Here is a 13,066-nt window from a genome sequence, read left to right as displayed (position 1 = left end):
GGGCCTGCCTTTTGATGATCACAGAGTGATTTCTTCCACTTTCACTTCATCAAGATGGAAAGAGGAGTGCAGCACCTGTGCCGCTTTATTCATGAGATCCTCGTCCACGACGACGGATACTTTGATTTCAGATGTGCTCACCATCTTGATGGTGATCCCGTTATCTGCGAGCACTTCGAACATTTCTGCTGCGACACCAGGATTCGAGATCATGCCCGATCCTACGATGGATACCTTCGACAGTCCCCCTTCATGTTCCACATGGGTGAAGCCGAGGGATTCTTTGTGCTGTTCAAGGACCTCGAGGGTCTCTTCAAGATCATGCCCTTTGATGGAGAACGACAGATTGGTCGTATTTTGTTCTGTTTGACTCTGGATGATGATATCGACATTCAGGTGATGCTCCGCCAGTGTGGTGAAGATCGATGACAGCCCCTTCAACGCATTATTCAGACCGAAGACCGTCACCCTTGTGATTTCATTCTCGAACGCTACGCCGCGTACAACTAGATTTTGTTCCATGCTTGCTTCCTCCTCAATATAAGTACCTTCGATCCTCTCGATGCTTGAACGGACTTCTAATGGAATCTGATAGTTTTTGGCAAATTCCACGGCCCTCGGATGGAGGACGCCCGCCCCAAGATTGGCAAGCTCCAGCATTTCATCATAGGAGATGCTGGAAAGCTTCCTGGCTCCTTTTATATAACGGGGGTCGGATGTGTAGACCCCATCTACGTCCGTATAAATATCGCAGCGTTCCGCCTTCAGGGCTGCTGCGATGGCGACGGCCGTCGTATCGGATCCGCCCCGGCCAAGGGTGGTGATTTCTCCTGATGCAGTCATTCCCTGGAATCCTGCCACGATGACGACCTTCCCTTCATACAGATGGGATGCCAATTTTTCCGTGTGGATATTGGTGATCCTGGCATTGCTGTGGATGGACTCCGTCTCGATCCCGGCCTGCCAGCCCGTAAACGAAATGGCATCCTGGCCGACTTGGATAAGGGCCATCGTCAATAGTGAGATGGTCACCTGCTCTCCTGTAGACAGAAGCATATCCATTTCACGTTTGCTCGGCTGCGAGCAGATTTCCTTTGCCATGCCTACAAGGGCATCCGTCGTTTTTCCCATTGCTGAAACGACGACGACGACGTCATTCCCCTTTTCCTTCTCTTCCACCACACGTGAAGCCACATGCTGAATTCGTTCCACTGATCCCACCGAAGTTCCGCCAAATTTCTGAACGATTATACCCAATGCTTCTCCCTCTTTCTTCTTGATTGGATGCGGAGCACCCTGATGGACTAGAGCTACTATCTGATTCCGGCTTTTGGCATCCCCATGTCGGGGACACCGTCATGCAGCAGGTATAAAAAAAAGCAATGAGACGAAGCATCTCATTGCTTTTTGAACACTGCATACGAACAAAAAAGGTTCAGTCGGCATTGTGAGATAGCTCTCCAAGATGAATCATCTTGACAATCCTGCATCTATTAAATGCAGAACCAGCGCAGCCGATATGAGTGCGGCTTCACTTCGGCGGTCCTCCCCTTTCCAGTCACATCTCCAGAGCTCATACTCTTCCGTGAACCGTACTATTGAAGTCCGCACCTCTATCACCACTTAAAAAGTGATAATGTTTTTAATTTTTGTTCATTATAGCACAATCATTTTGGGGTATCAACGTCCTTTTCACCATTATCATGAAGTTTTTCATGAAGTTGCATGGCGACACGCTCCGGGATCCCAAGCTCCCTGAACTCTTCCAAGGTTGCATCCTTCATCCGTTTCATCGATCCGAAATGTTTCAACAGCTGTTTTTTACGCTTCGGACCGATTCCATCAATATCATCCAGCATGGATTGGAACGCACTCTTCCCCCTGAGCTGGCGATGGAAGGTGATGGCGAACCGGTGGACTTCATCCTGTATGCGCTGAAGCAGATAAAATTCCTGGCTCCGTTTCTCCAAAGGAATGATCTGGAGGGGATTCCCGTACAGCAGTTCCGATGTCTGATGCTTGTCGTCCTTTGCGAGGCCGCCTAGAGGAACATCAAGACCCAGTTCATTCTCCAGCACTTCCCGGGCCGCTTCGATCTGTCCCTTCCCGCCATCGATGACAATCAGGTCAGGGAGGGGCAGTCCTTCTTTCAATACCCTCGCATACCTTCTCCGGATCACTTCCCTCATGGATTCATAGTCATCCGGTCCGGTGACGGTCTTGATCTTGTACTTCCGGTATTCCTTCTTAGCCGGCTTCCCGTCCAGGAACACGATCATGGCCGAGACGGGATCCGATCCCTGGATATTGGAGTTATCGAATGCCTCGATCCGGAATGGCGTATAGATCCCCATCTGTTCACCGAGTCTTTCGACCGCTTTGATCGTACGGTCTTCATCCCGTTCGATCAGGGCAAACTTCTCATTCAGTGCCTGCTTGGCATTTTTCTCGGCAAGGCGCACCAGTTCCTTCTTCTTCCCGCGCTTCGGCTGGACGGTCCTTACTTCAAGGAGTTTCTCCACGAGTTCTACATCGATTCCTTCCGGGAGGAAAATTTCCTTCGGTTTGAAGTGATTGGACTTGGAATAAAACTGGCCGAGGAATGTAAGGAACTCATCCTCCGGTTCATTATAGATCGGGAACAGGGAAACATCCCGTTCGATGAGTTTCCCTTGCCGCACGAAGAACACCTGGACGCACATCCAGCCCTTGTCGATGCCGTAACCGAACACATCGCGATCGGTGAAATCCGTCATGGTCATCTTTTGTTTTTCCATCGTTGCCTCGATATGCTGGATCTGATCCCTGAACTCCATGGCACGCTCGAATTCCATCTTTTCAGAGGCTTCCTGCATCTTCACGGAAAGCTGTTCCTTGATTTCCTTATAGCCGCCATTCAGGAAACGGGCGATTTCATCCGTCATCTCGCGGTAGGTTTCATTATTCACTTCCTTGATGCACGGCGCCAGGCATTGTCCCATATGGTAGTAAAGGCATGCCCTGTCCGGCAGCGTGGTACATTTTCGCAGGGGATACAGGCGATCGAGCAATTTTTTCGTTTCGTTCGCGGCTCCTGCGTTCGGATACGGACCGAAGTACCGTCCTTTTCCGCGCTGTACCTTGCGGGTGGTGATGAGTCTTGGGTGACGCTCGTTGGTCAGCTTGATGAACGGGTAGCTTTTATCGTCTTTGAGCATGACGTTGTATTTCGGGTCATACTTCTTGATCAGATTCATTTCGAGCACGAGTGCTTCGAGGTCAGATGAAGTCATGATGTATTCAAAGTCCTCGATTTCACCGACGAGGCGCTGGGTTTTCGCATCATGGGACCCGGTGAAGTAGGACCGAACCCGATTTTTCAGCACCTTGGCTTTTCCTACGTAGATGATCGTCCCTTGACGATCTTTCATGAGGTAGCAGCCGGGCTGATCGGGCAAGAGGGCCAATTTATTTGAAATCATTGTATTCACGGTCGCTCTCCCTTTCTTACGATCGTTCATGGTTGTCGATCAGTTGTTTCCTTTTACTTGAAGTATACACGAATTGGCGGAGCACTTCTATGATTGGGGCTTTGGTGAGGGAGGATGTTCTATTTTCGTATCGAGCGTACTTTCTTATTGGATTGCTGGTCCTATTCGGGATATGGTGAGCGGTTGGGATTAGACCGTTTCATTGCGCTTCGGGCACTTGCTTTCCACGGGGAGGGTGTCGAGCCTCCTCGGCAGGCCTGCGGGGTCTCGATCATCCCTCTTTTCCCGTTGGAGTCAAGCGCCCTTCGCTTCATTTCACTCTTTGGTGCTTGATCATTGTGTACTCTTTCTTTAATGGGGTGTGCGGGTACTCCCCTACTATGGGACAGAATATTAGGTAAATCATTTCGGCTCCCTTTTAAAATCGGGTTATCAGGAAAAAGGGGACCGTTCCTTTGCGCTTCGGGCACTCGCTTTCCATGGGGAGGGTGTCGAGCCTCCTCGTGCCTGCGGGGTCTCGATCATCCCTCTTTTCCCATTGGAGTCAAGCGCCCTTCGCTTCATTTCACTCTTTGGTGGTTGATCATTGTGTACTCTTTCTTCATTGGCATATGTGGTATTTCCCTTACTGTGGGACTTGCTGATGAATCGTTTTCCTTTTTCTTTAAGGGTTTGATCATCAGGAAGAATGTAGACCGCTCCATTTCACTCTGAATATTTCTCGTATTTAAAGGACGAATCGCCTGTCTAAATCAAACGGGTATGCATCATCTTTCACATAATGTTCCCCATACCAATTTGTTTAAATAAATCAAAAAAGCATCCGGCTATGGGCCGGATGCTTTTTGTGGCGTCCTTACGCGTGTTTGTTGACTAGTTCAGCAAGTGCTTCTTTCGGTTGGAAACCGATGACTTTATCTACGACTTCTCCGTCTTTTAGGATGACGAGAGTCGGGATGCTCATTACGCCGTATTTTCCTGCTGTTTCTTGGTTTTCGTCCACGTCTACTTTGACGATTTTTACTTTTTCGCCCATTTCGCTGTCCAATTCTTCAAGTACTGGAGCGATCATTTTACAAGGTCCACACCATGGAGCCCAGAAGTCCGCAAGTACAAGACCAGAGTTTGTTTCAGCTGTGAAGTTTTGATCAGTTGCATGTGTAATAGCCATTTAAATGTGCCTCCCAAATCTTAAAATGTATCGTAAGTATATCACCGTAACCGGTAGGATGCTATAAATCTGCTCGTAGCTACTTTCCCCCTGCCGGCAGCGGTTTATACCCCATTCCAATAAAATAAGGAGCAAGCATCCGCCACTCCTTATTCTTCTTTTCTTATCCTATGTGTTCATCCGGTGAAATTCCACCCTGACACCCAGTCCTTTTTAGATCAGGAAGAAGAAACTTTCAGCTTTTTGAACTCTTCCGTGAGAAGCGGTACCACTTCGAACAGGTCTCCAACGATTCCGTAGTCGGCTACATTGAAGATGTTCGCTTCCGGGTCTTTGTTGATGGCGACAATGACCTTGGAGTTGGACATTCCCGCAAGATGCTGGATCGCTCCGGAAATCCCGCAGGCGATGTAAAGATCCGGTGTGACGACTTTGCCGGTTTGCCCGATTTGAAGGGAGTAATCGCAGTAGTCTGCATCACACGCGCCCCTTGATGCCCCGACGGCACCGCCAAGGACGTCGGCAAGTTCTTTGAGGGGGTTGAACCCGTCTTCACTCTTCACGCCGCGTCCTCCTGCGATGATGACTTTCGCCTCTGACAGGTCGACCCCTTCGCTTGCTTTGCGGACGACATCCTTGATGATCGTTCGCAGATCCTTGATATCCACGGATAGGGAAGCCACGTCACCTGTGCGTGACTCATCCTTTGCCAATGGCTCGATATTATTCGGTCGGATCGTTGCAAAGATCACTCCGTCCGTTACGATTTTTTTCTCAAAGGCTTTCCCAGAATAGATCGGTCTTGTGAAAACAAGATTCCCACCTGCCAGTTCCAAATCGGTTGCATCGGATACGAGACCGGTCTTCAGTTTGCCTGCGAGCTTCGGTGAGAGATCTTTCCCTAGTGCCGTATGGCCGAAAATGATCCCCTCCGGTGACTCCTGTTCGATCACAGCCATCAACGCCTGTGAATAGCCATCCGGCGTATATTGGGCCAGCTTTTCATCTTCGACGGTGATGACACGGTCCGCTCCATAGTGGACCAATTCTTGACCGAGGCTACCCACCGATTGGCCGACGAGCACGCCTACGACTTCTCCGCCTTCCGCTACCGTCTTCGCTGCCGCAATGGCCTCGAAAGATACATTACGCAATGATCCGTCCCGAACTTCACCAAGTACTACTACTTTTCTTGCCATGCTTATAACCCCCTGATTGTATTGGTATGCTGGTCGATTAGATAACTTTCGCTTCCGTGCGGAGTAGCTGTACCAGTTCGCTCACCTGTACGGCCACATCTCCTTCGAGCACCCTGCCGGCCTCTTTTTTCGGCGGAAGATAAATTTCGATTGTTTTCGTTTTCGCTTCCACGTCCTCTTCTTCCAGATCAAGATCGTCCAGTTCAAGCTCTTCAAGAGGCTTTTTCTTGGCTTTCATGATTCCCGGAAGCGAAGGGTAGCGCGGCTCGTTCAACCCTTGCTGAGCTGTGACAAGGAGGGGAAGGGATGTTTCGATCACTTCGGAGTCTCCCTCGACGTCACGCGTTACCGTTACGGTTTCACCAGCGATTTCAAGCTTTGTAATGGTGGTGACGAACGGGATATCCAGTTGTTCTGCCACCCTTGGCCCCACCTGTCCGGATCCTCCGTCGATGGCCACATTGCCCGCCAGGATCAGATCGACTTCCTGATCTTTCAGGTATTCAGCGAGGATTGTCGCCGTCGTGAATTGGTCACCATGGTCGAGATCATCTTCTGTATTGATGAGGACGGCTTTATCGGCACCCATGGCCAAAGCTGTCCTGAGCTGCTTCTCGCTCTCTTCCCCACCGACCGTGACAACGGTTACATCTCCGCCGTGATTGTCACGGACCTGGATCGCTTCCTCCACGGCATATTCATCGTACGGATTGATGATGAATTCTGCGCCGTCTTCTGCAATGCGTCCATTCTGGATCGAGATCTTCTCTTCCGTGTCAAACGTTCTTTTCAACAGTACATAGATGTTCATTCTGCAGTCCCTCCTGGTATTTGTCTATGGTAATCGAAACAATGTTTTAAATACAACATCTCTTGGGAAGATTCGGACAATTACGGTCCGAAGAAGGGATAGCGGATGTGCACCCGCTATCCTGCTGCCTACCCTTTGAAATGGGGTTCGCGTTTTTCAATGAAGGCGGATATCCCTTCCTTGGCATCCTCTGAGACGAAGATTTCACCGAACATATCGGCTTCACGCTTCACGCCTGCATAGAATCGGTCATCTTTTGTGTAGCTGAGCAATTCGATGGCAGCCTTCATGGCCACCGGACTCTTCTTCGCGATTTTCGCCGCAAGCTCCGAAGCCTTTTCAAAAAGTTCCTCTTCAGGGTACGCCTTATTGGCAAGGCCCCATTGCACCGCTTCGGTCCCTGAGATCGGCTCACTTGTCAGGAGCATCTCCGCTGCTTTGGCGCGCCCGACGAATTTCGGCAGCCGCTGTGAGCCGGCGAAACCTGGCACAAGTCCAAGCTGGAGCTCGGGAAGACCAAGCTTTGCGTTCTCACTCACGAGACGGATATGACATCCCATGGCAAGCTCGAGTCCGCCTCCCAGTGCAGCACCGTGAATGGCGGCAATGATCGGTTTCGGGAAGTTTTCCATGCGCTCGAATACTTCCTGTCCTCTTGCGGCGAGCTTCGAGAACTCCTCTCCGGTCTCGATGGTGGTGAATTCCTTGATATCGGCTCCCGCAGAGAAGAATCGGCCTTCTCCCTTCAAGAGGATGACCCGGACATCCCGGTTCCCCTCAAGCTCATTCAATAGAGCATCTATTTCAGAAATGAGCCCGCTTGCCAACGCATTGGCAGGAGGTCTCTGAATGAGCACGGATGCTACATTCCCTTCCAGTGTCCACGAAAGATTCTCCATTTTCATCCCCCTAAACTGATTGTGTTCCTGCCGCCGCATCCTTGAAGCAGCAGCTTGTGGATCGTCGGTACCTGGGCCGTCAGATCATATTTCTGTTCATTCATCACCCAGGTGGTGACCATTTCATCCAGTGTGCCGAAGATCATCTGCCGTGCAAGCCTTACATCGAGATCCGCTGAAAACTCGCCTGACTCCACTCCGCTGACCAGGATGGTATCGATCAGCTTCAGATATCCTTTCAGGACATCATTGATCTTGAGACGGATCTCCTTATTGGATTGCCGGAGTTCCAGCTGTGTCACGATGGCCAGGTGATGATCATCCGACAGGATCTTACAATGATTTTCGATCATTACTAATAATTTCTCTGAAACTGTCTGTTTTCCTGCAATAACTTCCTCGATTTTATCCACGAACAGGCCCATCTTTTCTTTGAAGAGGGAAATCAGGATGTCTTCTTTGTTTTTGAAATAAAGATAGATCGTCCCGTCCGCCACTCCTGCCTGCTTGGCGATCTTGGAAACCTGCGCCTGATGGTAGCCGTTTTCTGCAATCACAATGACCGCGGCATCGATGATCTGTTTATATTTTGGTTTATTTCGCTTCATAGGTTTTTGACCTGCCTTATAGAATAATGAATGACCATTCATTCATATTTCTATATTATAAGGTTCTCCTGTGATTGTCAACAGCCTGTACCATCCGACAACAAAAAAGAAGGAAGGATTCTCCTCCAACAGTTTAACTTAATTTCTTCTCTTCTTCCAGCTTGACGCGTTCTTCTTCCACCAGCGCTCTGCGGAGGATCTTTCCGACAGCTGTTTTCGGGAGCTCTTTCCTGAACTCATAAATCCTCGGGACTTTATACGCGGCAAGATATTTCCTGGCGTACACGTTGAGCTCTTCCTCTGTAAGGGTCTCCCCTTCTTTGAGGACGACATATGCTTTTACGGTTTCCCCCCGGTAGGCATCAGGCACTCCGGCTGCGACGACTTCCTGGATGGCAGGGTGTTCGTACAGGACTTCTTCGATTTCCCGCGGGTAGATATTGAAGCCTCCGGCGATGATCATATCCTTCTTGCGGTCCACCACGAAGAAGTATCCGCGTTCATCCATATAGCCGACGTCACCTGTGAGGAGCCAGCCGTCCTTCAGCGTCTGCTCGGTTTCTTCAGGGCGGTTCCAGTACCCTTTCATCACCTGCGGTCCCTTCACGGCGATCTCACCGATTTCATTCGGCGGCAGCGGTTCCCCCGTTTCCATGGACAGGATGACGCTGTCGGTATTCGGCCAAGGGACGCCGATGCTTCCCTTCACCCTCTCCTTATCCCACAGGAAGTTGGAATGTGTGACCGGCGATGATTCCGTCAGACCATATCCTTCGACGAGCTTTCCGCCTGTGACACTCTCGAACTGTTGCTGCACCTCGACGGGGAGCGATGCACTTCCGCTGATGCACGAATCGATGGAGGAGAGATCGTACTTCTTGAGATCAGGATGATTCAGCAATCCGATATAGATCGTCGGTGCTCCGGGAAACAGGGTCGGCTTTTGTTTTTGGATCGTCTTCAAGGTCGTGGTGGCATCGAATTTAGGAAGGAGGATAAGGGTATACCCCTGCATGATGGATAGCACCATGACGGCTGTCATCCCATAGACGTGGAAGAATGGGAGGATGCCAAGGACCCTTTCTTCACCCTTCCGGCATTTATAGAGCCAGATATCACACATGGACGCATTCGCCACAAGGTTTTGATGGGTGAGCATGACCCCTTTCGGGAACCCCGTTGTCCCTCCCGTATACTGAAGGAGAGCTAGATCTTCTGCAAAATCAAACGCCTCCGGTTCCGGAAGTTCCCCTGCATGGCCCTTCATGATCTCCGTATAAAGATGGATCGTTTCCGATGGTTCCACTTTGACGACGATGCCGTACTGTTTCTTCTGGATGAATGGATAAATCCAATTTTTAGGGAAGGGGAGACAATCCTTGATAGCGGTTACAATTATGTGTTCAAGCTCGGTTTCCTTCATCACCTTCGTGACCCTCGGATAGAGGATATCCAGGGTCAGCATCACCTTTGCACCCGAGTCCTTCATCTGGTACTCGATCTCGCGCTCCATATACAGTGGATTCGTCTGCACGACGACTCCCCCGGCATAGAGGATGCCATAGTAGGCGATGACCGATTGCGGCGTGTTCGGGAGCATGATGGCGACCCGGTCTCCTTTTTCGATCCCGAGTCCCTTCAGGTAAGAACCGAATTTGAGAGCCGATTCATGCACCTCCCTGTAGGTCAACTCCTTGCCCATGAAATGGATCGCGGTTTTCCCGCCATATTTCTCCGCCGCGTCAGTCAGATAGCTCTGAAGCGGTTTCTCCACCAGCGTAAACTCCTTCGGAATCTGCTCGGGGTATTCAGCGAGCCAGGGTTTATTCATAGTGATCCCTCCCGTCTAATTATTTGAAAATTTATTCTATTCCCATTATAAAACATCAGGACTTCAGATACAATTTGTAATCCCTTACCAGTCCTTCTTTTAACCTATGGTCATCCTCTTGCCAGGAGAGATTCCATAAAAAAAAGACTGTCACCACTACTGTATGACAGTCTTCCTTTCAATATTAAGGCGGTCAAGCAAAGAAAACCATATAAATGATGCCCACCACGATGAATCCTCCGCAAAGGACCAATAATACTTTCGCCAGTTTCTCCATATTCCCTCTCCTTATGAAATTCCTGCGCCGATGACGTAGGATAGTCCGACGGAAATGACGAGGGAAATAAATCCTACAGCGCGGTTATCATTGGCAATCTCTTCGTCGATCTTAAATCTAGGTGTCAGGAACTCAAAGATGAAGTAACCGATCAGAAGGAGGGCAAAGCCGTAGACACCCCATCCGATCGTCGTGATGATCGTATCATTATGATCGATGGAATGACTGAAGATATTGGCGATCCCGAAGATCTTCCCTCCGGTAGCCATGCCCACGGCAAGATTCCCCTTCTTGATTTCTTCCCAGTTCTTATACTTCGTGACAAGCTCAAAGACCGCCAGGAAAAGAACAAGGCAGAGGATGACGACGCTGTAGTTCGCAGCGGTCTTCACCAACACATTCTCCCAGATTTTCTCCACTAGGAATCCCCCTTCTCTCCTCTACTACTTGAATTCGATGACCGTTACCCCGGTGCCGCCTTCACTGGCATCACCGAATCGGGCCTTCTTGACGGCACGATGGTTCTTCAGATATTCCTGGACACCCTGCCGCAGGGCTCCGGTGCCCTTGCCGTGGATGATAGAAACCCGCGGATAGCCAGCAAGGAGGGCATCATCGATGTATTTATCGACACGGGCCAAAGCATTTTCATAGCGCTCGCCCCTGAGGTCGAGTTCAAGATTCACATGGAAGTCCTTTCCTTTCACTGTGGAAAGGGGCTTGGTTTCCACCTTCTGTTGGGATTGGATGAATTCGAGGTCGGATTCCTTCACTTTCATCTTCATGATCCCCATCTGGACCTGCCATTCTTTATTGGATACCTTCTCGACAAGATGGCCTTTCTGGTCGAAGCTGAGCACCTTCACTTCATCTCCCGGTTGCAACGTGCGTGCCGTTGATTGTTTTTTCGGTTTCGACGATTGAGGCAGGTTCGGTGCTGCATCTTCAAGATGTTTTTTCGCCTGGATCAGCTGATGCTCCTTGATCCCCGACGAACTTTCCTTCTGCATCCTTCTCAGGTCGCGGATCACTTCCTCCGCTTCCGCTTTCGCTTTGTCGACGACTTCGGATGCTTTTTTCTGTGCTTTCTCATAGAGGGAGTCCTTTTTCTCGTAGTACTCCATCATCTGTTTTTGCATGTCTTTATGCATCTTCTCCGCTTGTCTCAAGAGCTCATGCGCTTCTTCGAGCTCTCGCTCACCCTGCCTGCGATTGTCCTCGAGGGAAGCAATCATGTTCTCGACTTCCTTGCTGTCGGTCCCTATATGGGATTTCGCACGCTTGATGACCCGTTGGGATAACCCCAGACGCTCGGAGATCTCGAATGCATTACTCCGTCCCGGTACCCCGATCAAGAGCCGGTAGGTCGGACTCAGTGTTTCGACGTCGAACTCGACGCTTGCATTCACGACGCCTTCACGGTTATAGCCATATGCCTTCAGTTCCGGATAATGTGTCGTTGCAACCACTCTCGCACCGGTCGCATGGACTTCATCAAGGATGGAGATGGCCAGCGCCGCCCCTTCCTGCGGATCGGTCCCCGCTCCGAGCTCATCAAAGAGGACAAGACTGTCGAAATCGACTTTATCGAGGATCCCGACGATGTTCACCATATGGGAGGAGAACGTACTCAAACTCTGTTCGATGGACTGTTCATCCCCGATATCGGCATAGACGGTCTTGAAGACCCCTACCTCGGATCCATCCAGCGCCGGGATCGGAAGGCCGGCCTGTGCCATGAGGGTCGTCAAGCCGAGTGTTTTCAAGGTGACGGTTTTCCCCCCCGTATTCGGTCCGGTGATGACAATCGCCGAGAAATCATCCCCGAGTTCGATGTCATTGGCCACAGCGTCATCCATTGGCAACAGCGGGTGGCGGGCTTTATTCAGCCTGACCCGCTTATCCTGGTTGACGATCGGTTTCGTCCCCTTGATGGAACGGCCGAACTTCGCCTTTGTGAACATGAAATCCACATCCGTGAGGACCGAAACGATGTAGAAGAGCTCACTTGAGAATTCATGCACCTTCTCCGTCATGGCGAGCAGGATCTTTTCGATCTCGGTCTGCTCTTTCAATTTCAGCTCCCTGAGCTGGTTATTGAGCTGCACGATGGCCTCGGGCTCGATGAAGAGGGTCTGACCAGATGAACTCTGATCATGGATGATGCCGCCATAATGGCCGCGATATTCCTGTTTCACCGGGATGACGTAGCGGTCGTTCCGGATCGTGATGATGGCATCCGACAGCATCTTCTGGGCATTGGAGGAGCGGATCATCCGCTCAAGCTTCTCTCTGATCCTTCCTTCGTTCGCCCTGAGCTGGGTACGGATGTTCCGCAGGGAATCACTGGCTGAATCAAGGATGCCCCCGTTTTCGTCCACCACCTGGCGGATTTCCTGCTCAAGATGGGGAAGCGGTGTGACGGATTCCACCTTCTCCTGCAGGAGAGGGATTTCCACATCCTCTTCCTTCAGTTCTTCCACGAAGCGCGTCAGCTTGCGGCTTGCACGGATTGTGCTCGCCACCTGTACAAGTTCGGCGGGAGAGAGCATGCCGCCGATCTGGGCACGCTTCACATGGGGCCTGATATCAAAGATCCCTCCGAGGGGGGCGTGCCCCTTGAGGCGGAGGATCGTCATGGCTTCATCCGTTTCTTCGTGGAGCGCCAGGATCTCGTCATAATCGACGGATGGTGTGAGGGCCGTCACCTTGGCAAGACCCAGGGCAGATGCCGCGTATTCTTTCAGCAGTTCTTTGATCTTATCAAATTCTAATGTTTTCAGTACTTTGGAATTCACGA

11 protein-coding genes and 1 riboswitch are annotated in these 13,066 nt (G+C 50.6%); of the genes, 1 reads left to right on the top strand and 10 read right to left on the bottom strand.

All coding sequences use genetic code 11. The features are described from left to right. Positions 1–18: 18 nt before the first annotated feature. Complete coding sequence (locus ACNA6I_RS01075; protein ID WP_048014825.1) at positions 19–1,257, bottom strand: aspartate kinase; 1,239 nt, start codon at positions 1,255–1,257, stop codon at positions 19–21. A 188-nt stretch (positions 1,258–1,445) separates the two neighbouring features. Next, positions 1,446–1,624: riboswitch (Lysine riboswitch) on the bottom strand. A gap of 43 nt (positions 1,625–1,667) precedes the next feature. After that, positions 1,668–3,470: an excinuclease ABC subunit UvrC gene (gene uvrC, locus ACNA6I_RS01070; RefSeq protein WP_416313203.1), complete on the bottom strand. Its 1,803-nt coding sequence runs from the start codon at positions 3,468–3,470 to the stop codon at positions 1,668–1,670. 114 nt (positions 3,471–3,584) lie between these two features. Between uvrC and ACNA6I_RS01065 the strand changes: the two genes are divergently transcribed. Continuing rightward, a complete protein-coding gene (locus tag ACNA6I_RS01065) occupies positions 3,585–3,803 on the top strand; it encodes a hypothetical protein (RefSeq protein WP_159129912.1) in 219 nt (72 codons plus the stop codon). A 523-nt stretch (positions 3,804–4,326) separates the two neighbouring features. Here ACNA6I_RS01065 and trxA read toward each other — a convergent pair. From trxA to ACNA6I_RS01025, 8 genes are all read right to left on the bottom strand, one after another. Further along, on the bottom strand, positions 4,327–4,641 hold the full coding sequence (gene trxA, locus ACNA6I_RS01060) for a thioredoxin (protein WP_048006292.1): 315 nt from the start codon (positions 4,639–4,641) through the stop codon (positions 4,327–4,329). A gap of 218 nt (positions 4,642–4,859) precedes the next feature. Beyond that, positions 4,860–5,840 (bottom strand): electron transfer flavoprotein subunit alpha/FixB family protein, encoded by a 981-nt coding sequence (locus tag ACNA6I_RS01055; protein WP_048006293.1) that lies wholly within the window; start codon positions 5,838–5,840, stop codon positions 4,860–4,862. A 37-nt stretch (positions 5,841–5,877) separates the two neighbouring features. Then, positions 5,878–6,651 (bottom strand): electron transfer flavoprotein subunit beta/FixA family protein, encoded by a 774-nt coding sequence (locus tag ACNA6I_RS01050; RefSeq protein ID WP_048014828.1) that lies wholly within the window; start codon positions 6,649–6,651, stop codon positions 5,878–5,880. Positions 6,652–6,779: 128 nt separating this feature from the next. Then, positions 6,780–7,550: an enoyl-CoA hydratase gene (locus ACNA6I_RS01045; RefSeq protein WP_048006295.1), complete on the bottom strand. Its 771-nt coding sequence runs from the start codon at positions 7,548–7,550 to the stop codon at positions 6,780–6,782. Between the two features lie 2 nt (positions 7,551–7,552). Next, entirely contained in the window at positions 7,553–8,158 is a 606-nt protein-coding gene (locus ACNA6I_RS01040) for a TetR/AcrR family transcriptional regulator (protein ID WP_048006439.1), read from the bottom strand. 133 nt (positions 8,159–8,291) lie between these two features. After that, the gene (locus ACNA6I_RS01035; RefSeq protein ID WP_392398060.1) at positions 8,292–9,989 is read right to left on the bottom strand and encodes an AMP-binding protein; all 1,698 of its coding nucleotides are present in this window, start codon (positions 9,987–9,989) and stop codon (positions 8,292–8,294) included. Positions 9,990–10,277: 288 nt separating this feature from the next. Then, positions 10,278–10,685 (bottom strand): DUF350 domain-containing protein, encoded by a 408-nt coding sequence (locus tag ACNA6I_RS01030; protein ID WP_048006297.1) that lies wholly within the window; start codon positions 10,683–10,685, stop codon positions 10,278–10,280. Positions 10,686–10,709: 24 nt separating this feature from the next. Then, entirely contained in the window at positions 10,710–13,064 is a 2,355-nt protein-coding gene (locus ACNA6I_RS01025; RefSeq protein WP_416312788.1) for an endonuclease MutS2, read from the bottom strand. Positions 13,065–13,066: the final 2 nt, after the last annotated feature.

This window comes from Rossellomorea sp. FS2 (assembly GCF_047915635.1).
GTDB classification, from domain to species: Bacteria; Bacillota; Bacilli; order Bacillales; family Bacillaceae_B; genus Rossellomorea; species Rossellomorea marisflavi_A.
This window is presented reverse-complemented; position numbering and strand designations above follow the sequence as displayed.